The organism is Streptomyces sp. NPDC003284 (genome assembly GCF_053589675.1).
Map to the genome: position 1 here is coordinate 357,483 of NZ_JBSFSI010000008.1, position 25,391 is coordinate 382,873.

The 25,391-nt window shown below is 72.5% G+C and carries 21 protein-coding genes; 10 read left to right on the plus strand and 11 right to left on the minus strand.

The features are described from left to right. Window positions 1-50: 50 nt before the first annotated feature. The gene (locus tag ACWDYF_RS20025; RefSeq protein WP_389469578.1) at window positions 51-227 is read right to left on the minus strand and encodes a hypothetical protein; all 177 of its coding nucleotides are present in this window, start codon (window positions 225-227) and stop codon (window positions 51-53) included. Window positions 228-450: 223 nt separating this feature from the next. Between ACWDYF_RS20025 and ACWDYF_RS20030 the strand changes: the two genes are divergently transcribed. Further along, window positions 451-4,419: a hypothetical protein gene (locus tag ACWDYF_RS20030; protein WP_389469575.1), complete on the plus strand. Its 3,969-nt coding sequence runs from the start codon at window positions 451-453 to the stop codon at window positions 4,417-4,419. Window positions 4,420-4,528: 109 nt separating this feature from the next. Continuing rightward, window positions 4,529-6,559 (plus strand): thioredoxin domain-containing protein, encoded by a 2,031-nt coding sequence (locus ACWDYF_RS20035; RefSeq protein WP_389469572.1) that lies wholly within the window; start codon window positions 4,529-4,531, stop codon window positions 6,557-6,559. 85 nt (window positions 6,560-6,644) lie between these two features. On the opposite strand, the gene ACWDYF_RS20040 is transcribed toward ACWDYF_RS20035, so the two are convergent. From ACWDYF_RS20040 to trhA, 3 genes are all read right to left on the minus strand, one after another. Further along, on the minus strand, window positions 6,645-7,376 hold the full coding sequence (locus ACWDYF_RS20040; protein ID WP_389469570.1) for a Mut7-C RNAse domain-containing protein: 732 nt from the start codon (window positions 7,374-7,376) through the stop codon (window positions 6,645-6,647). Window positions 7,377-7,432: 56 nt separating this feature from the next. After that, a complete protein-coding gene (locus tag ACWDYF_RS20045) occupies window positions 7,433-8,101 on the minus strand; it encodes a TetR/AcrR family transcriptional regulator (RefSeq protein ID WP_381738371.1) in 669 nt (222 codons plus the stop codon). 137 nt (window positions 8,102-8,238) lie between these two features. After that, window positions 8,239-8,952 (minus strand): PAQR family membrane homeostasis protein TrhA, encoded by a 714-nt coding sequence (gene trhA, locus ACWDYF_RS20050; RefSeq protein ID WP_381738369.1) that lies wholly within the window; start codon window positions 8,950-8,952, stop codon window positions 8,239-8,241. A 298-nt stretch (window positions 8,953-9,250) separates the two neighbouring features. Here trhA and ACWDYF_RS20055 point away from each other — a divergent pair, with 298 nt between their 5' ends. Continuing rightward, window positions 9,251-11,083 (plus strand): phosphoenolpyruvate carboxykinase (GTP), encoded by a 1,833-nt coding sequence (locus ACWDYF_RS20055; protein WP_381738368.1) that lies wholly within the window; start codon window positions 9,251-9,253, stop codon window positions 11,081-11,083. Window positions 11,084-11,338: 255 nt separating this feature from the next. After that, entirely contained in the window at window positions 11,339-11,515 is a 177-nt protein-coding gene (locus ACWDYF_RS20060) for a hypothetical protein (protein WP_018565120.1), read from the plus strand. Window positions 11,516-11,615: 100 nt separating this feature from the next. On the opposite strand, the gene ACWDYF_RS20065 is transcribed toward ACWDYF_RS20060, so the two are convergent. The 3 genes from ACWDYF_RS20065 to ACWDYF_RS20075 form a co-directional block, all read right to left on the minus strand. Then, window positions 11,616-12,122 (minus strand): GNAT family N-acetyltransferase, encoded by a 507-nt coding sequence (locus tag ACWDYF_RS20065; RefSeq protein WP_389469563.1) that lies wholly within the window; start codon window positions 12,120-12,122, stop codon window positions 11,616-11,618. Window positions 12,123-12,514: 392 nt separating this feature from the next. Further along, window positions 12,515-12,937 (minus strand): SCO4983 family protein, encoded by a 423-nt coding sequence (locus ACWDYF_RS20070; protein WP_389469560.1) that lies wholly within the window; start codon window positions 12,935-12,937, stop codon window positions 12,515-12,517. 102 nt (window positions 12,938-13,039) lie between these two features. Then, window positions 13,040-14,251 (minus strand): pyridoxal phosphate-dependent aminotransferase, encoded by a 1,212-nt coding sequence (locus ACWDYF_RS20075; protein ID WP_018565123.1) that lies wholly within the window; start codon window positions 14,249-14,251, stop codon window positions 13,040-13,042. 277 nt (window positions 14,252-14,528) lie between these two features. Between ACWDYF_RS20075 and ACWDYF_RS20080 the strand changes: the two genes are divergently transcribed. Beyond that, complete coding sequence (locus tag ACWDYF_RS20080) at window positions 14,529-15,368, plus strand: S1 family peptidase (RefSeq protein WP_381738362.1); 840 nt, start codon at window positions 14,529-14,531, stop codon at window positions 15,366-15,368. A gap of 21 nt (window positions 15,369-15,389) precedes the next feature. Here the strand turns inward: ACWDYF_RS20080 and ACWDYF_RS20085 are convergent, their stop codons facing one another. Both ACWDYF_RS20085 and ACWDYF_RS20090 read right to left on the minus strand, forming a co-directional pair. Next, a complete protein-coding gene (locus tag ACWDYF_RS20085) occupies window positions 15,390-17,039 on the minus strand; it encodes an N-acyl-D-amino-acid deacylase family protein (RefSeq protein WP_389469555.1) in 1,650 nt (549 codons plus the stop codon). Window positions 17,040-17,145: 106 nt separating this feature from the next. After that, entirely contained in the window at window positions 17,146-18,417 is a 1,272-nt protein-coding gene (locus tag ACWDYF_RS20090; RefSeq protein WP_389469553.1) for an alanine racemase, read from the minus strand. A 139-nt stretch (window positions 18,418-18,556) separates the two neighbouring features. Here ACWDYF_RS20090 and ACWDYF_RS20095 point away from each other — a divergent pair, with 139 nt between their 5' ends. From ACWDYF_RS20095 to ACWDYF_RS20115, 5 genes are all read left to right on the plus strand, one after another. Further along, entirely contained in the window at window positions 18,557-19,618 is a 1,062-nt protein-coding gene (locus ACWDYF_RS20095; protein ID WP_381738357.1) for a sugar kinase, read from the plus strand. Beyond that, window positions 19,615-20,400, plus strand: coding sequence for an IclR family transcriptional regulator (locus tag ACWDYF_RS20100; RefSeq protein WP_018565128.1), 786 nt, complete (start codon window positions 19,615-19,617; stop codon window positions 20,398-20,400). Before ACWDYF_RS20095 ends, ACWDYF_RS20100 begins: the two co-directional genes overlap by 4 nt. Beyond that, complete coding sequence (locus tag ACWDYF_RS20105; protein ID WP_355484912.1) at window positions 20,397-20,807, plus strand: RidA family protein; 411 nt, start codon at window positions 20,397-20,399, stop codon at window positions 20,805-20,807. The genes ACWDYF_RS20100 and ACWDYF_RS20105 overlap by 4 nt, the downstream gene beginning before the upstream one ends. Window positions 20,808-20,936: 129 nt before the next feature. Further along, the gene (locus tag ACWDYF_RS20110; RefSeq protein ID WP_389469543.1) at window positions 20,937-22,412 is read left to right on the plus strand and encodes a GntP family permease; all 1,476 of its coding nucleotides are present in this window, start codon (window positions 20,937-20,939) and stop codon (window positions 22,410-22,412) included. A gap of 121 nt (window positions 22,413-22,533) precedes the next feature. Next, on the plus strand, window positions 22,534-23,190 hold the full coding sequence (locus ACWDYF_RS20115; protein ID WP_389469540.1) for a hypothetical protein: 657 nt from the start codon (window positions 22,534-22,536) through the stop codon (window positions 23,188-23,190). Window positions 23,191-23,244: 54 nt separating this feature from the next. Here the strand turns inward: ACWDYF_RS20115 and ACWDYF_RS20120 are convergent, their stop codons facing one another. Continuing rightward, window positions 23,245-24,513, minus strand: a complete 1,269-nt coding sequence (locus ACWDYF_RS20120; protein WP_389469537.1) for a hypothetical protein — start codon at window positions 24,511-24,513, stop codon at window positions 23,245-23,247. 108 nt (window positions 24,514-24,621) lie between these two features. Then, a complete protein-coding gene (locus ACWDYF_RS20125; RefSeq protein WP_389469535.1) occupies window positions 24,622-25,149 on the minus strand; it encodes a SigE family RNA polymerase sigma factor in 528 nt (175 codons plus the stop codon). Window positions 25,150-25,391: the final 242 nt, after the last annotated feature.

The following is a 25,391-nucleotide window of genomic DNA, read 5'->3' on the forward strand; positions in this document are numbered from 1 at the left end:
GTCACAAGCGCCGGTGCGGTCGGTGCGCGCGGTATCGGAGGGGGCCGCGCTCAACGCGGCCGCCGACGCACCAGGATGCTGAGCGTCGTCCGCGCGTCCCTGCGGCGGTCCTGTGCGGAGGCGAGGACCGAGACGAGGGCCACGGTGAGCAGAGCGACCACATAGAGTAGGCCGGCGGTTCCGCTCAGGAGCAGGGTGCAGGGCAGGAGTTCGGGAAGCTGGGACATGGGCCATCTTTCTGTCGAGAGCCGGTTTCGGCTGCTGCGGTGATGGCTCCAGACTGGCGGCGGCGGCCTTGTGCTGGGAAGTTGCGCCGCCTATCGCATTGCGGTTTACCCAGGTCAGAGGCTTGAAACGGCACGGCGGCAGTCGAGTTTTCCGCGCGGTGAACACGGACGGGGCGGGCCGGTGAAGGATTCAGCCAGACACGCGAGGAGCACGCTGCACAGAATGCTGCGGGAGACGTGGGACTCCGAGCGGCTCACTTACGTCGGTGTGGCCAAGGAACTGGATGTCCCTCGCGCGACGCTGCAAGGCTGGATCGGCGGGCAGACGGTCCCCCCACCGGAGCGATTGCGTCACTTCTTGGCCGTGGTGGCCAGGTCGCAGGGCGGGCACAGCAGTACGCCGACGTACTCGGAAGCCGAGTGGGAAGCCGCCTTGAAGGCGGCAAAGGAGGAGGCAAGGAGCGCTCAGCACGGGCAGACCTCCGTGAACCGGCCCGGCCTTCGCTTCATCGGACTGCACGGTGCGGCCCCCGAGGTCTCCGCAGCCGAGGTCCGCCTGCGGGCGAACGAACGTACGGAGATGAAGGCGTTTGTCCAGGATTCCCGTCCTGGGGCACTGTCCTATCTGTGCTGGCATGCCGATGGCCCCGTGGGCAAGACGACCCTGCTCGCCGGGTATGTCCGTCAGAAGCCTCCTGTCGGTAGCGACATCCTCACCTTCTTCGTCTCGGCGGCCCATGGCACGGACACACGAGCCGAGTTCGAGAAGGAGATCGCCGGCCAGATCGACTGTTTTCTCGGCATATCCGGGAGCCCGGTTCCAAAGGGTGCCCGTGCGTGGAACGCTCTCTTCGCCGAAGCAGCCGCCGAGAGCGCGAACCACGGACGGAACCTTCTGCTCATGGTTGACGGACTCGACGACGACGTTGCCTGGTCGGGCGCCCCGGCCGGGCCGGGGCCGACGGTCAGGGGCAGGACTCCGAAGCCCAGGGATCACTTCGGGGACGAACCCGAGGTCCCGGACCGAGCCGTACGGGGATCCGCGAGCAAGAGCATCGCCGCGCTTCTGCCCTCCCGTCCTCCGCCCAACATGCGCGTCATCGTCTCTCTGCGGCGCTCTGCCCCCCTTCCCCGCGACGTTCCCGGGAAGCGGCATCCACTGCGTCAGAGCCGTCATCTGCGAACGCTCCTGCCCATCGCAGGAGTACCGAAGCTCCGGCAACCGCCCCCCGACGCCGCTGCGCTGGGCGAACCGGTCGCGGCGCTGCTGGCTGTGGCGGACGGCGGCCTGCGGACCACGGATCTGGCAGAGCTGACCGGGCTTTCCGCAGACCGCCTCGACCGCTTGGTGCAGGGCCCGGTGGGGCGCGCCCTGGTGACCGAGGATCCGCTGCTCGGGACGTATGCCTTGGCAGATTCCCACCTCGTACGCGCGGTGCGCGAGGACGTGGGAGAAGCCATGGTCCTGCGGTACACCGAGGAACTGCTGCTCTGGTCGCGGAGGTGGCGCGCGGCCGGCTGGCCGGACGACACTCCTCCGTACCCTCTGGCGCATCAGCTCCGCCTGCTGGCCGGTACCTCCGAACGGGTGTCGTACGTCCTCGATCTGCTCCGGCTGCGCCAACTCGCCCGCACAGCCGGACCGGACATCCCGCTCGCTCAGCTGGACTCCTTCGAGAGGGAGATCAGCGCGTCGACGGACATCACGTCCGACGCCGGCCGTCTGGCGGCGCTCATCCCCCTTTACGCTGCACGGTCCCTGCTGCGCCTGGCACATGACACGCCCGTGCCCGACGGAGCCCCGGCTCTGTACGTCAGGCTCGGGGACTCGGAGCGCGCACACGGCTTGGCCCGCTCCGCGCCCACCGCCGTCGACAGGGCCGTGCACCTGGCGGAGATGGCGGTGGAACTGGCGTACTCGGGACAGCCCTCTGCGGGACAGACCAACCTGAATACCGGCGTCCTCGTGTGGGAGTCAGCGGAGTGGCTGGCCCGGGACCGTGCGCATCAGGGCTTTCCCGGCGCCTTCCGAGACCCCGAGTCGTACGCCCGACTCCTCTGCGCCGCCGGAACGCTCGCCTGTTTGAACGGCCCCGACGCCGCCCGGCCCATATTCCACGCAGTGCTCCAGGACCCGGCGGCCGGGACAGCAGCGATCACCGAGGCGGCGGAGAGACTGGATGCCGTCATGACGCTGCACTGCCGGGCGGACACACTCAACGCCGGTGACCTGCGGGCCCGGACCGCGGCAGTGGAACTCTACGGTGCGTTGGCGCAGGTGGCGCCCTACCTCAGCCGGTACGCAGGTGATCGCATCGAGGCCGTCTGTGAGGAACTCGGCGACACGGAAGGACTGAGATCGGTCGACGTCCTGGCCACCGCGGCTTCGGTGCTCGTCGCTCTGCCCGCCAAGCGATATCGCCGAGCCGCTGAACAGCTGCGGAAGGCACGAGCCTTGACGCATCAGACGATCGAGGCCCTGAGGGATCCCGACGCTCCACCTGATGCCTTGTCCGAAGCTGATCGCGCCCACCTGCGCCGCGAACTCGCCGGGACACTGGTGCGCCTGGCCAAGGCCACAGTGGCCATGGAGGCGATGGGCGACCTTGACGACATCAGGCATCAGATGGAGGCAGTACCGGAGGACCATCGCGTCGGGATACTCGGGGATCCCCTGCTGGAACGGGCGCAATTGATCCTTGAGGCAGCCGAGAAGGAGAGGAGGCGATGGGCCGACGAGGCAGAGCAGAAGGCTGCCGAGAAGAGCGAGAGAGAACGCAAGGCGAAGCGCAAGAAGGATGACGCCGAGCGAGCAGCGCGGAAGGAAGCGCGTACGGCCTACAGAACACAAGCCACTCGGACACCACAGCCCGCACGGACAGAACCCGAGGACACACGGTCGCCCTCCCCGCCCCGGCATCCTGCCCCGCACCGGCGGTCGGCCGGCCTGCTGCGCCCCGGCGACGGCCCGTACCCCGATCGCCCGGGACAGCCTCTTCTTCCCGTGCTTCTGGAGGTGGACGACCAGGTGAGCGCGGGCCGTCTCCTCCATGCCGGGGACCTCCTGGAGGAGGCGCTGCGGAGTCGCCCCGCAGCACAGCCCGGGAGCTCTTCGCATCTCCCCGAGGACTGGACTGCAGAACTCTGCCAGGTCATGGGCGCGGCCGGCGTGTCGGACGAGGCCGAAGCGTTCGTACAACACCTGCCGGACGCATCTGCCCGCGCGCGGCACCTGGCGGCTCTCTCCCTAGGCTGCTCCCTTGCCGGACATGACGACCCCGGCGCCCGCTACGCCCGAACGGCAGCCAGGCTGGCACCCGCCGAAGCCACCCCGGATCTGGCTCATGCCGTGGCCCAGGCGCTCGCTCACGCCGGGGACGAGGCCGCGGCCACGGCGATGGCGAAGGGGGACACCGCGCAACGGTCGCAGGCGCTGACGGCCATTGCCGCCGGGCTCGTACGACACGATCCGGAGGCGGCGGCACGTGTCGCCGAGCCGTTGGTGGAGGTCCTCGCACGGCGGATGGAGGCAGGCAGTCCGCATGTTCCTCTTCCCGAGCTGGCGGCGCTGCTTCTTGCCTTCCCGGATATCCGGAACCCGGCCCCCCGACTGAGCGACGTGCTCGGTCGGGCCGCGCTGCGCGTGGCTGCCCCCGCCATGGCGCCGCCGGCACGGTCGATGGCCGTCCTCGCCCTGCTGGAACGGCTCCGTTGCCTTCCGGACGAAGCCGTGAACGCTGTCGAAAGCGCGGTCGGCAGATGGCGGTACGCGCGCCAGTCGGGACCGCAGCTTCCTGCGGAACTGGCCCTTCTGGCAGCGCTGAACGGCGACACCACCGCCGTGTGGCGGTACGCCGACGCGGCGCGAACACCGGACGACCGAGCGGTGGCGCTCGGTACCGCAGCCGCGCACCTGGCGGGCGCCCAGGCGGCGGCTGCTGCGCACAGCGATGCCCACGACCGGGTGATCCGGACCTGCCTGGCACTCGCCCGAGCTGAGGCCCAGGGCAATCCTCCTGTCGAGGAGGCGGCCCGGGACATCGCGCTGGAGCTCCTGCGGTCCGACGCGTGGACTCGCACGATCCCGCTGCTTCCTTCCCTCGCCCCCGGGGCACTGAGCCACCTGGGCGCCATGGCGAGGGACATGAACCGTCCCGCGGAAGGATCCACCGGGGGCGGCCCGTCAGCGTGATGGGGTCATGAGAGTCGGTCGTCCCCCGGAGCGACGAGGTGCTGTTGTGAGGATCGGGTGCGCATGCGTAATCACGCGTGCACGATTCTTGTCGTGCAACGATGGAGGCATGAACCGGCTGGCTGACGTGACCTCGCCTTATCTGCTTCAGCACGCGGACAATCCCGTCGACTGGTGGCCCTGGACGCCGGAGGCGTTCGAGGAGGCGCGGCGGCGGGGTGTGCCTGTGTTGCTCAGCGTCGGGTACTCGGCGTGCCACTGGTGCCACGTCATGGCCCACGAGTCCTTCGAGGACCAGGACACCGCCGACTACCTCAACGAGCACTTCGTCAGTGTCAAGGTGGACCGGGAGGAGCGGCCCGACGTCGATGCGGTGTACATGGAGGCGGTGCAGGCGGCCACCGGGCAGGGCGGGTGGCCGATGACGGTGTTTCTGACGCCGGAGGCCGAGCCGTTCTACTTCGGTACGTACTTCCCGCCCGAGCCCCGGCACGGCATGCCGTCCTTCCGGCAGGTGCTGCAAGGCGTGCAGCAGGCGTGGGAGACGCGGCGGGACGAGGTCACCGAGGTGGCCGGGAAGATCGTGCGGGATCTGGCGCAGCGGGAGTTCGAGCACGGCGGTGCGGGGGCGCCGGGCGGTGAGGAGCTGGGGCAGGCGCTGCTCGCGCTGACCCGGGAGTACGACCCGCAGCGCGGCGGCTTCGGCGGGGCGCCCAAGTTCCCGCCGTCCATGGTGATCGAGTTCCTGCTGCGCCACCACGCCCGCACCGGCTCCGAGGGCGCCCTCCAGATGGCCCGGGACACCTGCGAGCGGATGGCCCGCGGCGGCCTCTACGACCAGCTCGGCGGCGGCTTCGCCCGCTACTCGGTGGACCGCGACTGGGTGGTGCCGCACTTCGAGAAGATGCTGTACGACAACGCTCTGCTGTGCCGCGTCTACGCCCATCTGTGGCGCGCCACCGGCTCCGAGCAGGCCCGCCGGATCGCCCTGGAGACCGCCGACTTCATGGTCCGCGAACTCCGTACCGAGCAGGGCGGGTTCGCCTCCGCGCTGGACGCCGACAGCGACGACGGCACGGGGCGGCACGTCGAGGGCGCCTACTACGTGTGGACGCCCGAGCAGTTGCGCGAGGTGCTCGGCGCCGAGGACGCCGAACTGGCCGCGCAGTACTTCGGTGTCACCGAGGAGGGCACCTTCGAGGAGGGCGCCTCCGTCCTCCAGCTCCCGCTGAGCGAGGGCGTCCACGACGCGGCCCGGGTCGACGGCATCCGCCGCCGGCTGCTCCGGGCGCGCGCCGAGCGGCCCGCGCCCGGCCGGGACGACAAGGTCGTCGCCGCCTGGAACGGCCTGGCCGTCGCCGCCCTCGCCGAGACCGGTGCCTACTTCGACCGTCCCGACCTGGTCGAGGCCGCCCTCGGCGCCGCCGACCTGCTCGTACGGCTGCACATGGACGAGCACGCGGGCCTGGCGCGCACCAGCAGGAACGGGCGGGCCGGGGCGAACGCCGGGGTGCTGGAGGACTACGCCGACGTCGCCGAGGGCTTCCTCGCGCTCGCCTCGGTCACCTGCGAGGGCGTCTGGCTCGACTTCGCCGGTCTGCTCCTCGACCATGTGCTGACCCGGTTCACCGACCCGGACACCGGCGCCCTCCACGACACCGCCGTCGACGCCGAACAGCTGATCCGCCGCCCGCAGGACCCCACCGACAACGCCGCGCCCTCCGGCTGGACCGCCGCGGCGGGCGCGCTGCTCGGCTACGCCGCGCACACCGGCTCCGCACCCCACCGCACCGCCGCCGAGCGGGCGTTGGGCGTGGTCACGGCGCTCGGCCCGCGGGTGCCGCGCTTCATCGGCTGGGGGCTGGCCGTCGCCGAGGCGCTGCTCGACGGGCCGCGCGAGGTCGCCGTCGTCGGACCGTCCCTCACCGACGAGAGGACCCGCACCCTGCACCGCACGGCTCTCCTGGCCACCGCGCCCGGCGCCGTCGTCGCCTGCGGCACGCCCGGCGGCGACGAGTTCCCGCTGCTCGCCGACCGCCCGCTGGTGGACGGCGAGGCGACCGCCTACGTCTGCCGCGACTTCACCTGCGACGCCCCGACCACCGACCCCGAACGCCTGCGCGCCGCGCTCGGCGGCTGAACACCCCGGTGCGGCACCCCCGGTGACGGGCGGTGACGCCCGGTGCCAGGCGGTGCCAGGCGGTGCCCGAAGGCGGGGGAGGGGGTCAGCCGTCCTGCGGGTGCAGGGCCAGGGCCCGCTCCACGATCGCCGCCAGCTGGTCGTGGTGGGCGCCCTTCCAGTAGGCGCGTCCGCAGCCGGGGCACCGGGCGAAGACGTCGTAGGTGCGCCGGGTGCCGTGTTCCAGCCGGTCGGCGACCTCGTCCTTGGTGGCCTCGCGCAGCAGGCCGTTGCAGGCGGTGCAGCGGGTCCAGGGGCGCAGGCCGGGGCGGAAGCGGTCCAGGACGTCGTGGAGCTGGTCGTCGGGGCGGGTGCTGTAGACGAAGGCGCCCGCCCACAGCTCGCGGCGGCGCAGCAGACCGCGGTCGCGGCTGAGCAGCACCCGCTTCTCGGCCGCGGACCGGGCGGCGAGCGCCGGATCGCCGATGTCCGTCGACTCGTACGCCGTGTCGACGCCGAGCAGGCGCAACCGGCGGGCGAGCGTGCCCAGATGCACGTCGAGGAGGAAGCGCAGCGGGGCGCCGGGCACCCGCTGGGGGCGGTCGACGGCCCCCACCCGTACCGTCTCGGCGGCCCGCGGGACGTGGGAGACCGGCACCTCGCGGCCGTCCACGACCAGCGCGCCGACCTCGGTCAGCGGGACGCCCAGGGACTCCACGACATGGCCGAGCGTGGAGACGCCGTCGGTGACGACCGGGGTGGCGCCCCGGCGCCTGGCCCGAGGGACGAACAGATGCAGGCCGGGGGCGAACTCGACATGGATCTCGGGACCGTTCATCGCGTCAGGATGGCACGAGCGGCGCGCCGCGCCGCAGCCGTTTTCCGCGCCCTGCCTCAGCTCTTCGCCGCTCCCAGGCCGTGCTCCAGCACGTCCAGGGTGCGGTCGACGAGGTCCGCGAGGTCGTCGCGGTGGCCGTTCTCGGCCCAGTACAGGAGGGTCTCCAGCAGCGCGCCGATGAAGGACATCGACCAGACCCGTACCTCCAGGTCCTCGGGGTCCCGGCCGGTGCGCTCGGCCAGGGCGTCGCACAGCAGGCGGCTGGTGGCCGACATGCTCTCCGTCATCCGCGAGCGCACCGCGGGCACCTCCGCCATCAGGCGGGTGCGCAGCCGCGACACCTCCGGGTCGGCGTCCACCCCCACCGCTATGGCCCGGCGCAGCACGGCCCGCACCGACTCCGGCCACGGCTCGTCGGCGGGCCGGGCGCGCAGCTCCGCGGCCAGGAACGGGTCGTGCTCGTCGGTGAGGACGATGTCCTCCTTGGTGGGGAAGTACCGGAGGACGGTCGACGGCGACACCTCGGCGCGCTCCGCGATCTGCTCGATCGTCGTGGTGTCGTACCCCTGCTCCCCGACCAGCGCGTACGTCGCCGCGCGGATCGCCTCCCGGGTCTTGATCTTCTTCCGCTCCCGCAGGCCGAGCCGGGGCCCCTCGGTGGCGGCGCCCCGGCTCCTCGGCGACGCGGGCGGCGGGGAGAGCTTGGGGGAACGTGCGGCCGTCATGGGGTCATTGTCCGGCATCGGTTCCCCGGGCGGCCATGGCCGGGGGCGCCGGGAAGCCGGAGCCGGGCGAGGGCGCGCGAGAAGGCCACGGCTCGTGCGAGCCGTGGCCTGGAGGGGACGAGGGCGGGCGGGGGGGATCAGGCGTGCTGGTACGCCACCAGGGAGATCCCCACGTAGTGGACCGCGAACGCGGCCAGGGTGAAGGAGTGGAAGACCTCGTGGAAGCCGAACCAGCGCGGGGACGGGTTCGGCCGCTTGATGCCGTAGACGAGGCCGCCCGCGCTGTAGAGGAGGCCGCCGGCGACCACCAGGACGAGGACCGCGATGCCGCCGGTGCGCATGAAGTCGGGCAGGAAGAAGACCGCGGCCCAGCCCATGGCGATGTAGCAGGGGGTGTAGAGCCAGCGCGGGGCGCCGACCCAGAAGACGCGGAAGACGATGCCGGCCGCCGCCGCGGCCCAGATCCCCCACAGCAGCCACTGCCCCTTGCCGCCGGGCAGGAGCAGCAGGGTCAGCGGGGTGTAGGTGCCCGCGATGATCAGGAAGATGTTCGCGTGGTCGAGGCGGCGCAGCAGCCCGCCCATCCGCGGGCCCCAGTTGCCCCGGTGGTAGAGGGCGCTCACCCCGAACAGCAGGCACGCGGTGAGGACGTAGATCCCGCAGGCGACGCGGCCCCGGGGGGAGTCGGCGAGCGCGGTGAGCACCAGGCCCGCTATGAGCACGGCCGGGAACATCCCGAGGTGCAGCCAGCCGCGCAGCTTCGGCTTGATCGGGTGCGGCAGAGAGAGCGCCGCCGGACCGCGGCCACCGGCCGGCGTGTCCAGGGGCGCGTCGGACGCGGACGCAGTCATGGGCGGCATGGTACCCAGGTCACCGTAAGTCGGCTGTCAGTGCACCGGGTGAGTGGCGTGATCACCGGAAATCCGGGTGAACGCAAAAATTCTTTCAGCCCGCCTCCATGCAGACGCAAAAAACCGCTGTGACCGTGGGATTCCTCACGCTGCTCACTTGTGCGGCCCTCTGGACAGATGGGCGCCTGCGGCGGATGATCAAATGAGTGCGGTCGGCACCGGATGAGCGGCTACGAAGCATCCGGGTCGCAGCCCCCACGGGGCGACAAGTCAGAAAATCCCTCATTTAGGAGCGATCGTGGCGCGCGACATCGCGGCTCCCCCCGTCATCCCGACCAACCACAAGGACCTGATCTCGTGGGTCGACGAGATCGCGGAACTCACGCAGCCGGACCGGGTCGTCTGGTGTGACGGATCCGAGTCCGAGTACGAGCGCCTGTGCGGGGAGCTCGTCGAGAAGGGCACGTTCCGCAGGCTCGACCCGATCAAGCGCCCCAACTCCTACTACGCGGCCTCCGACCCGTCCGACGTGGCCCGCGTCGAGGACCGGACGTTCATCTGCTCCGAGAAGGAGGAGGACGCCGGTCCCACCAACCACTGGAAGGCCCCCGCCGAGATGCGGGAGATCTTCCGGGGCGAGGGCGGCGAGGGCGGCATCTTCCGCGGCTCGATGAAGGGCCGGACGATGTACGTCGTCCCGTTCTGCATGGGCCCGCTGGGCTCGCCGCTGTCCGCGATCGGCGTCGAGATCACCGACTCCGCCTACGTCGCCGTGTCCATGCGCACCATGACCCGCATGGGACAGCCGGTCCTCGACGAACTCGGCGACAACGGCTTCTTCGTCAAGGCCGTGCACACCCTCGGCGCCCCGCTGGAGCCCGGCCGGGCGGACGTCCCCTGGCCGTGCAACTCCACCAAGTACATCTCGCACTTCCCCGAGGACCGCGAGATCTGGTCCTACGGCTCCGGCTACGGCGGCAACGCGCTGCTCGGCAAGAAGTGCTACGCCCTGCGCATCGCCTCCGTGATGGCCCGCGACGAGGGCTGGCTCGCCGAGCACATGCTGATCCTCAAGCTCACCCCGCCCACCGGCGAGGCCAAGTACGTCGCCGCCGCCTTCCCCAGCGCCTGCGGCAAGACCAACCTCGCCATGCTGGAGCCCACCGTCTCCGGCTGGAGCGTGGAGACCATCGGCGACGACATCGCGTGGATGCGGTTCGGCGAGGACGGCCGCCTGTACGCGATCAACCCGGAGGCCGGCTTCTTCGGTGTCGCGCCCGGCACCGGCGAGCACACCAACGCCAACGCGATGAAGACGCTGTGGGGCAACTCGGTCTTCACCAACGTCGCCCTCACCGACGACAACGACGTGTGGTGGGAGGGCATGACCGAGGAGACCCCGGCCCACCTGGTCGACTGGAAGGGCAACGACTGGACGCCCGCCTCCGGCACCCCGGCCGCGCATCCCAACGCCCGCTTCACCACGCCCGCCGCCCAGTGCCCGATCATCGCGCCGGAGTGGGAGGACCCGCGCGGTGTGCCGATCTCGGCGATCCTCTTCGGCGGGCGCCGCGCCAGCGCCGTACCGCTGGTGACCGAGTCCTTCGACTGGAACCACGGGGTCTTCCTCGGCGCCAACGTCGCCTCCGAGAAGACCGCGGCGGCCGAGGGCAAGGTCGGTGAGCTGCGCCGCGACCCGTTCGCCATGCTGCCGTTCTGCGGCTACAACATGGGCGACTACATGGGCCACTGGGTGGACGTCGCCAAGGACAAGGACCAGTCCCTGCTGCCGAAGATCTACTACGTCAACTGGTTCCGCAAGGACGACGAGGGCAGGTTCGTCTGGCCGGGCTTCGGCGAGAACAGCCGGGTGCTGAAGTGGATCGTGGAGCGCCTGGAGGGCAAGGCGGAGGGCGTGGAGACGCCGATCGGGATCCTGCCGACCGAGGCCGCCCTGGACACCGACGGCCTGGACCTGTCCGCCTCCGACCTGAAGTTCCTGCTCACCGTCGACAAGGACGTGTGGCGCGAGGAGGCCGCGCTGGTCCCCGACCATCTGAACACCTTCGGCGACCACACCCCCGAGGAGCTGTGGGAGCAGTACCGCGCGCTGGTCGAGCGCCTGGGCTGACCGGGCGGGCCCCTCGTCGGCAAGAGGCCCGCGAGGGGTCGCCCCCGTGAGTTCCGCGGCCGGTCGCGACCTGCCCTGACCTGCACCGTCGCTCCGGCCGGCCGCGGCCGGACCGGCGGGAGGCCGGACCCGTACAACGGCGTACGGGTCCGGCCTCCCGTGCGTGCGCGCTCACCCGTTCGGCTCAGCCCGCCGTATGGCCGGGCGGGCTGCGGGGTACCCGGGGGTCCCCCCGTCGAAGGAGCGTGATCAGGCATGGCTGGAGACGGCGACTTCTACAAGCACGACCGTCCGGACAACCCCGACCTGGACGAGGACCGCCCGCGCGGCGGCGGCCCGGAGGAGCCGCAGGGCCGCGGGAACTGGCCGGTCTGGACGGTGATCCTGGCGATCCTGGTGCTGTTCGTGCTCTTCGTGGTGATCTTCGGCTGAGGGCGGGAGCGGGAGCGGGACCGGGAGGGGGAGCGCGAGCGGGCGGGGCAGGGCGGCGAGGTCACGTGCCGGTCCTCGTCCGCCCGGCCGGGCGGGGGGCTCACAGCTCCCGCTGGAACAGCAGCGTGTCCAGCCAGCGGCCGTGCTTGTACCCGACGGCGGTGAGTCTGCCCGCCTCGGTGAAGCCGAAGCGGCGGTGCAGCGCGGCCGACGCCTGGCCGCCGGGGTCGGTGATCACCGCGACCACGCGCCGCGCCCCGGTGTGCCCGCAGGCGTCGAGCAGCGCGCCCAGCAGCGCGGTGCCCAGGCCGCGGCCGGTGGCGTCCGGGGCGAGGTGGACGGAGTCCTCCACGGTGTACCGGTACGCGGGCTTGGGCCGGTACGGACCCGCGTGGGCGAAGCCCGTGACACGGCCCGCCTCCTCGGTGACGAGGAACGGCAGACCGCGCGCGACGAGGTCGTCGTACTTGCGCTCCCACTCCGCCAGGGGGCGGGGCGCCTCGTCGAAGGTGGCGACGCCGTGCAGGGCGTGGTGGCCGTAGACGGCCGCGACCTCGGGGAGGTCGGTGCGGCGGGCGGGCCGGACGGTGGCGCGGGGGACGGTCACGTCTTCTCCTCCACCGGCGTCCCCCGGGCGCGGCCGCGCGGGGTGTGTGGCGCCCGGTCCGCGCGTCGCTGCAGGTGCGCGCGGACCGGGGCCGTGTGCGGGGCCCTCGGGCCTGTCGTCACATTCCCGCCTGCCCCGCGACGCCATGCACGCTCCCCCAAGCTCTTCGAGCAGGGGGGACCCCCACTCGCCGCACCGGGTCCTGACCCGAGTACGTCCAGTACGCGGGTCAGGACCCGGCACTCCCCCAAGCTCTTCGAGCAGGGGGGACCCCCAGAGCACGCACCTGACGCCGCGAGGCCCGCCCTCCGGGCGGACGACGGGAATGTGACGACAGGCCCGGGGCCATGTGTGCCGTGAGGGGTGACGGCGGGTGTGGGTGACGGCGGGTGTTACTGGGCGGTACCGCTCAGTTCCTGGGTATCCCCCTGCGCGGCGGCGTGCGCGTCCATGCGCTCGGCCGCCAGGATGGCCGCCGCCGTGTCCGCCCGGGAGGCGGCGACGACGAGTGCCCGTCCGGCGAGCGCGTGCGCCCGCCGGTGCAGGACCGGCAGCTCGGTGACCGCGGCCACCGGGGTGCGGACCGGGGCGCGGCCTCCCCGCAGCCGGGCCACCTGCTCGGCGAGCCGGTCGGCCGCCGTGTCCAGGTCGGCCGCCGGGGCCAGGGTGCGCAGCTCGTCGGTGACGGCGAGCAGCGCGGCGAGATGCCCGGCGAGCTGGATGTCCAGCTCCTCCTCGCGGGAGCGGTGGGGGAAGTCCGAGGCGGTGCCGGCCATCGTGCTGTGGACCGACTTGCTGCGGATCGGTTCGTACATGGGACGGCCTCCTGTGCTCTGACAGAAGACATCCTACATTAGAATCTGTCTAAGGTTGAGTCGGGTCGCGGAAGTGGTCCGCGGGACCACGTACGGTGAGCGTCAGGGCTGGCCGTAGCCGTCCAGGAAGGTGCCGATCCGGCTCACCGCGTCGCGCAGATCGCCGGCCGAGGGCAGGGTGACGACGCGGAAGTGGTCGGGCTCGGGCCAGTTGAAGCCGGTGCCGTGGACGACCATGATCTTCTCGCGGCGCAGCAGGTCGAGCACCATCCGCCGGTCGTCCTTGATCTTGAAGACCTTGGGGTCCAGGCGCGGGAACAGATACAGCGCGCCCTTGGGGCGTACGCAGCTCACGCCCGGGATCTGGGTGAGCAGCTGGTGGGCGGTGTCCATCTGCTCCTTCAGCCGCCCACCGGGCAGCACCAGGTCCTCGATGGTCTGCCGCCCGCTGAGCGCCGCGACCACGCCGTGCTGGCCCGGCATGTTCGCGCACAGGCGCATGTTGGCCAGGATGGTCAGGCCCTCGATGTAGGAGTCGGCGTGGGCGCGCGGGCCGGAGACCGCCATCCAGCCGACCCGGTAGCCCGCCACCCGGTACGCCTTGGACATCCCGTTGAAGGTGAGGGTCAGCAGGTCGGGCGCGACGGACGCGGTCGGGGTGTGCACGGCGCCGTCGTAGAGGATCTTGTCGTAGATCTCGTCGGAGCAGACCAGCAGGTTGTGCCGGCGGGCGATGTCGGTGAGGCCCTTGAGTACGGCCGGGTCGTAGACCGCGCCGGTCGGGTTGTTCGGGTTGATGATCACGATCGCCTTGGTGCGGTCGGTGACCTTGCGCTCCACGTCGGCGAGATCGGGCATCCAGTCGGACTGCTCGTCGCAGCGGTAGTGCACGGCGGTGCCGCCGGAGAGCGAGACGGCGGCGGTCCACAGCGGGTAGTCCGGCGCCGGGACGAGGACCTCGTCGCCGTCGTCGAGCAGCGCCTGCATCGCCATCACGATCAGCTCGGAGACGCCGTTGCCGATGAAGACGTGCTCGACGTCGGTCTCGATGCCGAGGGTCTGGTTGTGCATGACCACGGCGCGGCGGGCGGCGAGCAGGCCCTTGGCGTCGCCGTAGCCGTGGGCCGTGGAGACGTTGCGGAGGATGTCCTCCAGGATCTCCGGGGGGCACTCGAAGCCGAACGCGGCCGGATTGCCGGTGTTCAGCTTCAGGATGCGGTGACCGGCCGCCTCCAGCCGCATCGCCTCCTCGAGCACCGGTCCCCGGATCTCGTAACAGACGTTGGCGAGCTTGGTCGACTGGATCACCTGCATGTCTGGGAGCTTACGGCCGGGTAACGCCCGGTGGCTCGTGTTTTCCGCCACTTGAGACACCCGGCGGCCCGCTTCCCTCGCCCGGGTGAGGCGCCCGGCGCGGCTGACGCGTCCCGGAGCCGCCGCCGCGGACCCCTCGGTGGCCCCGCGCACCGGGGGAGAACCCGCGATGCCGTGACGGCTTCTTGTCCACGCCCGCGCAGGCCATCACAATGCGCATGACAAGAGGGCGGCCGGAAGATCTCCGGTCGCTCACGTCCGAAGAGGGGACCCCCACATGAACAAGCCTCTCCTGGCCGCGCTCGCGACCCTGGTGATCACCGGGGCCGGCGTGGCACCCGCCGCGGCCTCGGCCCAGGCCGGGAGCACGGCACCCGCCGCCAAGGCCGTCGACTTCGCCGGGACCGTGGCGCTGAGCAACTGCTCCGGCTCCGTCATCCGCTTCCCCGCCTCCGCCGACAGCGACCCGGCGCTCGTGCTCAGCAACGGCCACTGCCTGGAGACCGGCTTCCCGTCGCCCGGCCAGGTCATCGTCAACCAGAGCTCCAGCCGCTCCTTCGGGCTGCTCAACTCGGCCGGCTCCCAGGTCGCCACGCTGCGCGCCAACAAGGTCGTCTACTCCACGATGACCGACACCGACGTCACGATCTACCAGCTCACCCGCACCTACGCGCAGATCAAGAGCTCCTACGGGATCAGCGCGCTGACCGTCAGCGACACCCACCCGGTGGCCGGCACCGCGATCAAGGTGGTCTCCGGCTACTGGAAGCGCACCTACAGCTGCAACATCGACGGCTTCGTGTACCGCCTCAAGGAGGGCGGCTGGACATGGAAGGACTCGGTCCGCTACACCTCCTCCTGCAACACGATCGGCGGCACCTCCGGCTCGCCCGTCATCGACACCGCCACCGGCAAGGTCGTCGCCGTCAACAACACCGGCAACGAGGACGGCGAGCGCTGCACCGAGAACAACCCCTGTGAGGTCGACGAGAACGGCAACGTCACCGTCCGCGAGGGCATCAACTACGCCGAGGAGACCTACCAGATACCGGCCTGCTTCAAGGCCGGCAACCAGCTGGACCTGAACCGGTCCGGCTGCGTCCTGCCCAAGCCGTAGCGGCCGCGGCGGGGCGGCCGGTCACACCGGGGTCCGGCGGACCGCCCGCCCCGCCAGGACGTCCGTGCGCCGCCCGTCCTCGATCACGAACCGGCCGTCGATCAGGACGTACGGGATCCCCGTGGGCAGCGCGCGCGGCTCGGCGAAGGTCGACCCGGCAGCGACCGTGGCCGGGTCGAACAGCACCAGGTCGGCACGGTGCCCCTCGCGGACCACGCCCCGGTCCGGCAGTCCGAGCCGGGCCGCGGGCCGCGAGGTCAGGTGCGCCACGCACTCCTCCAGCGACAGCACCCCCAACTCCCGTACGTAGTACCCGAGGTAGTGCGGGAAGGTGCCGTAGGCGCGCGGATGCGGCTTGGTGCCCTGGAGGATGCCGTCGGAGCCGCCGGTGTGCACCCGGTGGCGCATGATGGCCCGGACGTTCTCCTCGTGGCCGACGTGCTGGAGGATCGTCGTGCCGAGCCGGTCGGCGACGAGCAGCCGGCGGGCGACGGCCCAGCAGCTCTCGCCGCGCGCCGCCGCCGTCTCGGCCACCGTGCGCCCGACGTGGTCGGCGAACGCCGGATCGCCGATCCCGGAGATCTCGATCGTCTCCCACTCCACCGGCACGCCGTGGCAGCCGTCCGAGCCGGTCACCTCCAGGTGGTGGCGGATCCGCTCGGCGGTGTCCTCGTCGGCGAGCCGCTCCAGGATCCGCTCCGGGCCGCCCTCGCTCGCCCAGCCCGGCAGCAGCGCGACCAGCGTGGTGCAGCCCGGCGTGTAGGGGTAGGTGTCGAGGGTGATGTCGGCGCCCGCCGCGAGCGCGTCGTCCAGCAGCGCCAGCAGCTCGGGCGCCCGGCCCTTGTTGGGGCCGAAGTTCATGGTGGCGTGCGCCAGGTGCAGCGGACAGCCCGCGGCCCGGGTCAGCTCCACCATCTCCGCGTACGCCTCCAGCGCCCCGGCGCCGTAACTGCGGTGGTGCGGGCAGTAGTAGCCGCCGTAGCGGGCCACCACCCGGCACAGCTCGGTCAGTTCGGCGTCCTCGGCGTACATCCCGGGCGTGTAGGTGAGCCCGGAGGACAGGCCCACCGCGCCCTGCTCCAGGCCCTCGGCGACCAGGCGCCGCATCCGCTCCAGCTCGTCCGGGGCGGCCGGGCGGTCCTCCCAGCCGACCGCGAGGGCGCGCACGGTGCCCTGCGGGATCAGATAGGCCGCGTTGACGGCGATGCCCTCGCCGCCGAAGCCGCGGTCCAGCCGGTCCAGGTACTCGCCCACCGAGCGCCAGTCGAAGTCGATGTCGTCGCCGTGGCCGTTCCAGCCGGAGATCGCCCGGCGCACCTCGGCCAGGGTGCGGTCGTCCACCGGCGCGTACGACAGGCCGTCCTGTCCGAGCACCTCCAGGGTGACGCCCTGGGCGGCCTTCGCGCTGTGGTCGGGGTCGCGCAGCAGGGCCAGATCGCTGTGCGCGTGCATGTCGACGAAGCCGGGGGAGAGGACCAGGCCCTCCGCGTCCAGCTCGCGCCGGGCCCGAGGGCGCTGGCAGCCCGCCGCGGCCGCCTCCTTGACGATCGACACGATCCGGCCGCCGCTGACCGCCACATCGGCGCGGTAGGAGGGGGCGCCGGTGCCGTCCACGACATCCGCGTCCCGGATGACGAGGTCGGTGAGATCGGCCGGCTCGACCGGATCCATGGGTGGCTCCTTCCGCCGGTGCCGTCTGCTCCGACGGCTCCCGGAAGAACGTACGGGTGGGGGCGGACGGGCGTCCCGGAGGACGCGGGTCCGCGAGGGCGTGGGTCTAGAAGAAGGTGCGGACGTAGTCGACGACCGTGCCGTCCGCCTCGGCGACCGGGATCAGCTGCCACTTGTCGAAGGACGTGCACGGGTGGGACAGTCCGAGGCCGATCCAGTCGCCGACCGCGAGGTCGGCCTCCGGGCCGGTGGCCAGCCAGGTGTGCTGGTCGGACAGGCCGGTCACGGCGATGCCGTCCGCCGGGCGCTCGGCGCCGTCGCGGCGCACCGCCTGGGCGACGGGCAGATCGAGGTCGTAGGCCGCGTCCCGCTTGCCCGCGTTGGCGAACGCCTGCCCCTCGGCGGGCCGGGAGACCACCTGCGCCCACAGCCGGAAGGCGGGCTCCAGGGCGCCTTCCTGCGGGACCCGGTTGAACGGGGTGAGCTCGCGGTAGTGACCGTCGTCGTGCGAGACGTACGCGCCCGAGCGCAGCAGCTTGAGCACCGGCCGGGACAGCTCCGGGATGTCCGCGAACGCGTCGGCGACCGCGTCGAACCAGGCGCTGCCGCCCGCGCTCACCACGATCTCCTCCGCGTCCGCGAACCGGCCCGCCCGGTCGAAGGCGGCGGCGAGGGCGACCAGCCGGTCCAGCCAGGCCCGCACCCGCTCCGGGTCCGCCCGCGGGACCTCGCCCTCGTACCCGGCGACCCCGGTCAGCCGCAGGGTGGCCGCGGCGGCGACCGCGTCCGCGACCGCCGCGCACTCCGTCTCGGTGCGCGCCCCGGTGCGCGCGCCCTCGCCCGCGCCCAGCTCCACGACCACGTCGAGCGGGCGGGTGGCACCGGCCTCGCGCAGCGCCGCGTCCATCAGTTCCGCACCGCGCACCGAGTCCACGTAGCAGACGAGGCGGAAGGCCGGGTCGGCGGCGAGTTCGGCGGCGGCCCAGCGCAGGGCGGCCGGGTCCACCAGCTCGTTGGCGAGGAAGATCCGCTCGACACCGAAGGCCCGCGCCACCCGCACCTGGTGCGGCAGCGCCAGGGTGATGCCCCAGGCGCCGTGCGCGAGCTGGCGGTGGAAGAGCTGGGGGGCCATGGAGGTCTTGCCGTGCGGGGCGAAGGCGAGGCCGTGGCGGGCCGCGTAGGTCTCCATCAGGCGCAGGTTGTGCTCCAGGCGCTCGGCGGACAGCGCCAGCACCGGCGTGGTGAAGCCGCCGGTGAACAGGTCGCGGCGCTGGGCCGCCAGCTCGCCCACGGTCAGCCCGGCCGCGTCCGGCGGAAGGCCCTTGAACCGGTGGTCGACCCGTTCCTCGGCCAGGCGTGCCAGCGCCTCGGTGTTCATGGAGCCTCCCTGATCTGGTGAATTGCAATATGTGCAACAACCGTTGCACGTAACGCTTAATGCTGTCTAACATCTCGGCCACGCGAGGTCAACGAAAAGCCCCGCATCCCGCCCCCCGTACCGAGGAGCTACGAGCATCGTGACCGCCACCGGACCCTGCAACGGCCCCGACGTCGTGGACGTCGCGGCGCTCGGCGAGTCCATGGTCACGTTCCTGCCCTCCCGGCCCGGCCGCCTCGCCGACGTGCCGTCCTTCGACCGGGCCATCGGCGGCGCCGAGTCCAACGTCCTGTGCGCGCTCGCCGCCGCCGGACACTCCGCCCGCTGGGTCAGCCGGGTCGGCGCCGACGGCTTCGGCGACCACCTGGTGGAGACCATCGGCGCCCACGGCGTCGACGTCGCCCACGTGGGCCGCGACACCGCACGCCCCACCGGCGTCTACTTCCGCACCGCGGGCGACCGGGCCACCGACGCCCACGAGGTCGCCTACTACCGGGCCGGGTCGGCGGCCTCCGCGATGACCGCGGACACCGTCGCCACCGCCGCCCTGGACGCCTGCCGCGTGCTGCACCTGTCCGGCATCACCGCGGCCCTGTCCACCGGCTGCCTCGGCCTGCTGCGCGCCCTGACCGCGCCTCGCCCCGGCCGCCCGCTGGTCTCCTTCGACGTCAACTACCGGCCCGGACTGTGGCCGGACCCCGCCGGGGCCCGGGTGCTGCTGGACCTGGCGCGCGGCGCCGACCTCGTCTTCGTCGGCGACGACGAGGCCCGCGAGGCATGGGGACTGCACAGCGGCGCGGAGATCCTCGACGCGCTGGACGGGCCGCGCACCGTCGTCGTCAAGCACGGCGCGGACGGCGCCACGGTGCACGAGCGGACCGGCGGCGCGGCGCGGGCCGCCGCCACCTTCGTCCCGGCCCCCCGGGTCGACGTCGTCGCCCACGTCGGCGCCGGCGACGCCTTCGCCGCCGGGTTCCTCTCCGCCACCCTGCGCGGCCTGCCCGCCACCGCCCGGCTGCGCCACGGCCACCTGACGGCCGCCGCCGCGCTCACCGTCCCCGGCGACCTCGCCGCACCCCCCGCCCGCGGGCGCGCCGACCGGCTGGCCGCCCTGGACGAGGCCGCGTGGGGGAGACTGCGACTCGGCCCCGGCTGGACGAGCACCGCTGAAGGGGCCGAGGAGGAGGTACGTACGCCATGAGCCAGACCGTCGACCGCGCGCTGAGCATCCTGCCGCTGCTCGCCGAGGGACCCGCCGACCTCGGACGGGTCGCCGACCATCTCGGCGTCCACAAGTCCACGGCGCTGCGGCTGCTGCGCACCCTGCACGAACACGGCCTGGTCTACCGCCAGTCCGACCAGCGCTACCGGCTCGGCGCCCGGCTCTTCGCGCTCGCCCAGGAGGCGATGGAGAACCTCGACATCCGCGAGATCGCCCACCCCCACCTCCTCGCCCTCAACGAGACCTGCGGCCACACCGTGCACCTCGCGGTCTACGAGGAGCACGAGGTGCTGTACATCGACAAGGTCGACAGCCGCTACCCGGTGCGCATGTACTCGCGGATCGGCAAGCCGGTCGCCATCACCGTCGCCGCCGTGGCCAAGCTGCTCCTGGCCGACCTGCCCGAGAGCGAACGGCGCGCCATCGCCGAGAAGCTCGACTACCCCCTCTACACGGCCCGTTCGACCCCCCACGCCGCCGCCTTCCTCACCGAGCTGGCGACGGTGCGCGAACAGGGCTGGGCCACCGACCTCGGCGGCCACGAGGAGTCCATCAACTGCGTCGCCGCCCCCATCCGGGGCGCCGACGGCCGCGTGGTCGCCGCGATGTCGGTCTCCGCGCCCAACGTCGTCGTCACCGCCGACGAACTCCTCACCCTGCTCCCGCTGGTGCGCCGCACCGCGGCCGCCATCAGCGGCGAGTACTCCGGGAGAACCCCCGTACCCGCCCCCACCACCACACCGCACAGGGACACCGCATGACCGAGAAGACCGCACTCACCCCGTCGACCCACACCGTGCCGCCCGCCAAGTTCTCCCACGGCGTGAAGAAGGGCAACATCCTCCAGGTCGCCGGGCAGGTCGGCTTCCTGCCCGCCGAGGAGGGCAAGGCCCCCACCCCCGCCGGGCCCACCCTGCGCGAGCAGACCCTCCAGACCCTCGCCAACGTCAAGGCCATCCTCGAAGAGGGCGGCGCGGGCTGGGACGACGTGATGATGATCCGCGTCTACCTCACCGACGTGGACCACTTCGCCGAGATGAACGCGATCTACAACACCTACTTCGAGGAGCAGGGCCTCACCCAGCCGCCCGCCGCGCGCACCACCGTCTACGTCGGACTGCCCGCGGGACTCCTCATCGAGATCGACGCGCTCGCCGTCCTCGGCTGAGCCTTCCGCGCGACCCACCCGCTCGTACCACCGCACGCCCCCTTCACGGCGCGGCGCCCCCACCCCTTCGGGCGCCGCGCCGCGATCCTCCCTGCCCGAAAGCTGCATGTACTTACGCAGAGGACCCCCATGTCCCATCCGCTCGCCGCGGCCGCGCCGCAGACACCCCCGCACACCGGCGGACTCCTCCTCCTGGTCGACGGCACGACCGGACTGCTCCTGGTGGCCGGCATCGGCATCGCCCTGCTGCTGTTCCTGATCATCAAGGCGCGGCTCCAGCCGTTCGTCGCGCTGCTCGCCGTCTCCATAGCCGTCGGCCTGCTGGCCGGCCTGTCGGTCACCGAACTGTTCGGCACCGTGCAGCGCTCGGACGCCGTCTCCACCATCGAGTCCGGGATGGGCGGCATCCTCGGCCATGTCGCCGTCATCATCGGCCTGGGCACCATGCTCGGCGCCATCCTGGAGGTCAGCGGCGGAGCGGAGGTGCTCGCCTCCCGCCTGCTGGGGCTGTTCGGCGAGAAGCGCGCCCCGCTCGCCATGGGCCTGACCGGCCTGATCTTCGGCATCCCCGTCTTCTTCGACGTGGGCATCTTCGTCCTGGCGCCCCTCGTCTACGCCGCCGCCAAGCGGGGCGGCAAGTCGATCGTCCTGTACTGCATGCCGCTGCTGGCGGGCCTGTCCATGACCCACGCCTTCCTGCCGCCGCACCCCGGCCCGGTGGCCGCCGCCGGACTGCTGCACGTGCAGCTCGGCTGGATCATCCTCATGGGCGTCGTCTGCGGCATCCCGGCGGTGCTGGCCGCCTGGGCGTACTCCGCGTGGATCGGCAAGCGGGTCTTCGTCGAGGTGCCGCAGGACATGGTCGAGGCGGCCGAGGAGGCCCGGCGGGCGGTCCTCGCCGAGCAGCACGCCTCCGGAGTGCGGCCGAAGGAGACCCCGGTGCCGCTCGGCGCGGTCCTCGGCATCATCGGCACCCCGCTGGTGCTGATCCTCGCCGCCACCTTCTCCTCCGTGGCCCTGGACCCGTCCACCGGCCGCTCGGTGATCGAGTTCTTCGGCCACCCCTTCGTGGCCCTGACCATCGCCCTGGTGCTCGCCTACTACCTGCTGGGCATCCGCCGCGGCTGGTCGCGCAAGTCCCTGGAGACCGTCTCCACGGCCTCGCTGAAGCCGGTCGGCAACATCTTGCTGGTGGTCGGCGCGGGCGGGGTCTTCGGCGCCGTCCTCAAGGCCAGCGGGGTCGCCCAGGCCCTCTCGGACACCTTCAACGGCGTCGGACTGCCGGTCATCGTGCTGTCGTACCTGATCTCGCTGGTGCTGCGGGTGGCGCAGGGCTCGGCGACGGTGGCGATCGTGACCACGGCGGGCATCGTCGCCCCGCTGCTGGCCGAGGGGCACCACTCGCAGGCGTTCGTGGCCCTGGTCATCATGGCGATCTCGGCCGGTTCGATCTTCGCCTCGCACGTCAACGACGGCGGCTTCTGGATGGTGGCGAAGTACTTCGGCATCAGCGAACGGGACACGCTGAAGACGTGGACGGTCCTGGAGAGCGTGCTCTCGCTCGCGGGCTTCGCGGTGGCGGCGGTGCTGAGCCTGTTCGTCTGACCGGGCGGCCGGGTCCCCGGTACGTCTCCGGGGACCTGTCGCGGCGCGCGGTTGTAGGGGTCTGATAACGAAGCCGGGGGCTGGCTGTTCGTGACACAGGATCGTCGACCATACTGCCCGCGTGGAGCAGCGCATAGGTTCGAGCAGCCAGCCCCTGAAGAGCGAGCCCGTGTCGGGCGCCGGTTTCGACCCGGCGTTCGTCCCCGGCCTCACCTCGCCCGCCGCGGCCCGGGACACGGCCCCCGAGGAGCCGGAGGGTACGCCTGCGGCGGACGCCGGGACTCCGGACGCGGAGGCGCAGCCGCCCGTCCCGGACGCCGCGGACGGGACCGCGGAAGCCGACGAGGCGGCCGCGGAGGAGCCCGTGGACGGCCCGGTCTTCGAGGCCGCCGACCGCCGGGCCCGGATCGTCGCCGACCACCGGGGCGTACGCCTCGCCCTGGACGACCAGGAGTGCGAGTTCCGCTGGGACGAGATCGGCGCCGTGGAGACGGAGACGCCCCGCTTCGGCAAGCGGTTCACCGTCACCGTGCACACCCCCGAGCGCCGCTGGTACCCCATCGAGATCGAGGCCCCGGCCCGGTCCCGGTTCGCCGCCTGGGAGACGGAGCTGGACGCGGTCCTCGACGCGTACTTCGAGGACGGCGAGGCGGAGGAGTCGACGGAGCCGGAGGAGCCGGAGTCGGAGGAGTCGACGGCGCCGGAGGGGAGCGGGACGGACGAGGCGGCCGGTCCCACCGCCGGGACAGCGGCGAAGAGCGAGAAGAGCGAGGACTGACGGCGGCCGAGGGCGGCCCCGGGCACCTCGCCGGGGCCGCCCTCGGAGCGGTCGTCAGCCGAGCGACAGCCACTTCGGGTCGGTGGCGATCCGCTCCAGCTGCTGCATCGTGAGCGCCGGTTCCTTCCGGGTCGCCGGTGCGTTCTGCCCGCCGGAGTTGAAGGCGCTGACCACCACGCGGCGCCCGTCCGGCCGGATCGTGTCCACGGTCCACATGACGATCCCGTCGATGCCCTTCTCGCCGGGCCCCTGCCGCGTGACGACCTTGGTGCCGTCCGGCAGCGTCTCGGCGCCCGCGCCGAACAACTGGCCCTCGACGTCGCGCATGTCCCGCTGGTCGTTCACCTGGACCAGGCTGCGGCCCCGGCCGTCATCCACGACGACGTACCCGAAGCCCGGATCCGGCGTCCCCTTCGCGACCACCTTCAGTCCGCGCGGCACCAGACCGGCGAGGGCCGCGGACACCGAGCCGCCCCGGGCGGGCGGCGCGGCGCTCGCCCGCGGGTCGACGGGGACGGCGGCGGCGAAGGCCCGCCACTCGCGCGCGGTGGCGAGCGCCTTCAACCCGGCTGAGTCCAGCGGCGGTTGCTCCCGGGTGACGGGGGAGTCCTTCCCGGCGGCGGCGTTCCACTCCCGCACCGAGACATGCTCGCCGCGCGGGGTCACCAGCTCGGCGCTCCACAGCTTCGTACCGCCGCGCCGGTTCGGGTACTCGTAGCCCTTGAGGACGACGAGCGCGGAGCCGTCGGCGAGCTTCGCGGCGGAGCAGTCGTCGAAGGCGATGAACGCCCCGTCGGGGCACTGCGCGGTCTGGCGGGCCTCCTCGCCGCCCGGCAGCAGGCGGTTCACGGAGACGGCCACGGCGGCCTCGCCCCGCCCGTCGTCGTAGACGACCCGGGCGTACGGCGACACTGTCCTCCCGGCGACCGGGGTGTCCGTGCCGCGGCCCTCCTGGCTGCTGAAGCTGCCCCGCGGGAGCAGCTTCTTGAGGGTGCCCACGAGGGCGTCGGCGGTCACCGCCCCGGCGGGCGTGGCCGAGGCGGCGCGGGCCGCGGGGCTGGTGGCGGCCGCCGCCTCCCGCTGCCGGTCGCCGGTCCCGCCCGGCAGGAGCACCGCCCCGGCCACGCCGACCAGCGCGACCCCGGCGACACCGCCCGCGACGGCGGCCCACCGGCGCGTGCGCAGCCGCCGACCGTGCAGCTCGCCCCGGGCGGCGAGCAGGGCCTGATCGGTCCGGAACGTGCTGCCGGTGTCCCGCAGGGCGTCGGTGAGCCGCTCCCCGAAGTGCTCGTCCCCCAGGGGGTCGTGGTCTGCGACAGGCATGGCGAACCGCCGTTTCTGTGAGTGGGTCCGGGATCGGTCGTGAGGTGGGGCGTGCGGGCGCCGGGGCGGCGCAGGCGCCGTGGCCGGAGCCGGAGCCGGGGCCGCGGGTCAGCGTCCGGCGGGCTCGCCGAGGGAGTCGCCGAGCGAGACGCGCAGCCGGGCGAGCGCGCGGACGCAGCGGGTGCGGACGGCGGCCGGGCTGGTCTCCAGCACCGTGGCCGTCTCCTCCACGCTGCGGTCCTCCCAGTAGCGCAGGACCACCACCGCCCGGTCCTTCGCGGACAGCCGTCCCAGCGCCTCCAGCAGCGTCAGCCGCAGCGGCGCGTCACCGCCCGGGTCGGGTCCGGCCACCTCGGGCAGCACCTCGGTGGCGCGTTCCCTGCGGCTGCTGTGCCGACGCTGGTGGGCGAGGAAGGAGCGGGTCAGCACGGTCTGCACGTACCCGGCCGGATTGCCCACCCGGGACACCCGCCGCCAGTGCAGGAACGCCCGGCCGAGCGCCTCCTGCACCAGGTCCTCGGCGAGATGGGTGTCACCGCCGGTCAGCAGGCAGGCCGACCGGTACAGGTGTCCGGCACGCGCCGCCGCGAACTCGGGGTACCCGTCGTACCCCGCCTCGCCGCCGCCCCACCGCATACGCCCCCCTGTGGTCCGCGCGCCCGTTCGCGCGCCCTCACCCCATTGATGCGGTGGACCCCCGGAAATGTTTCACCCGGAACGGAGAAGTGCGGAACGGAGAAGTGCGGAACGGAGAAGTGCGGAACGGAGAAGTGCGGCGCCGTCGCGCCCGCCGAGGTCAACAGTTATGCGTACCTCTGTGGAAAACGGAACGGTGAACGCACCTTGAACAACCCGGCCGAGCCGGGCCAGAGTTCGGG

Coding starts and splice junctions, on each gene's coding strand:
- ACWDYF_RS20025 (WP_389469578.1), bottom strand. CDS start 227: ATGTCCCAGCTTCCCGAACTCCTGCCCTGCACCCTGCTCCTGAGCGGA.
- ACWDYF_RS20030 (WP_389469575.1), top strand. CDS start 451: ATGCTGCGGGAGACGTGGGACTCCGAGCGGCTCACTTACGTCGGTGTG.
- ACWDYF_RS20035 (WP_389469572.1), top strand. CDS start 4,529: ATGAACCGGCTGGCTGACGTGACCTCGCCTTATCTGCTTCAGCACGCG.
- ACWDYF_RS20040 (WP_389469570.1), bottom strand. CDS start 7,376: ATGAACGGTCCCGAGATCCATGTCGAGTTCGCCCCCGGCCTGCATCTG.
- ACWDYF_RS20045 (WP_381738371.1), bottom strand. CDS start 8,101: ATGACGGCCGCACGTTCCCCCAAGCTCTCCCCGCCGCCCGCGTCGCCG.
- trhA (WP_381738369.1), bottom strand. CDS start 8,952: ATGACTGCGTCCGCGTCCGACGCGCCCCTGGACACGCCGGCCGGTGGC.
- ACWDYF_RS20060 (WP_018565120.1), top strand. CDS start 11,339: ATGGCTGGAGACGGCGACTTCTACAAGCACGACCGTCCGGACAACCCC.
- ACWDYF_RS20070 (WP_389469560.1), bottom strand. CDS start 12,937: ATGTACGAACCGATCCGCAGCAAGTCGGTCCACAGCACGATGGCCGGC.
- ACWDYF_RS20075 (WP_018565123.1), bottom strand. CDS start 14,251: ATGCAGGTGATCCAGTCGACCAAGCTCGCCAACGTCTGTTACGAGATC.
- ACWDYF_RS20080 (WP_381738362.1), top strand. CDS start 14,529: ATGAACAAGCCTCTCCTGGCCGCGCTCGCGACCCTGGTGATCACCGGG.
- ACWDYF_RS20085 (WP_389469555.1), bottom strand. CDS start 17,039: ATGGATCCGGTCGAGCCGGCCGATCTCACCGACCTCGTCATCCGGGAC.
- ACWDYF_RS20090 (WP_389469553.1), bottom strand. CDS start 18,417: ATGAACACCGAGGCGCTGGCACGCCTGGCCGAGGAACGGGTCGACCAC.
- ACWDYF_RS20100 (WP_018565128.1), top strand. CDS start 19,615: ATGAGCCAGACCGTCGACCGCGCGCTGAGCATCCTGCCGCTGCTCGCC.
- ACWDYF_RS20105 (WP_355484912.1), top strand. CDS start 20,397: ATGACCGAGAAGACCGCACTCACCCCGTCGACCCACACCGTGCCGCCC.
- ACWDYF_RS20110 (WP_389469543.1), top strand. CDS start 20,937: ATGTCCCATCCGCTCGCCGCGGCCGCGCCGCAGACACCCCCGCACACC.
- ACWDYF_RS20120 (WP_389469537.1), bottom strand. CDS start 24,513: ATGCCTGTCGCAGACCACGACCCCCTGGGGGACGAGCACTTCGGGGAG.
- ACWDYF_RS20125 (WP_389469535.1), bottom strand. CDS start 25,149: ATGCGGTGGGGCGGCGGCGAGGCGGGGTACGACGGGTACCCCGAGTTC.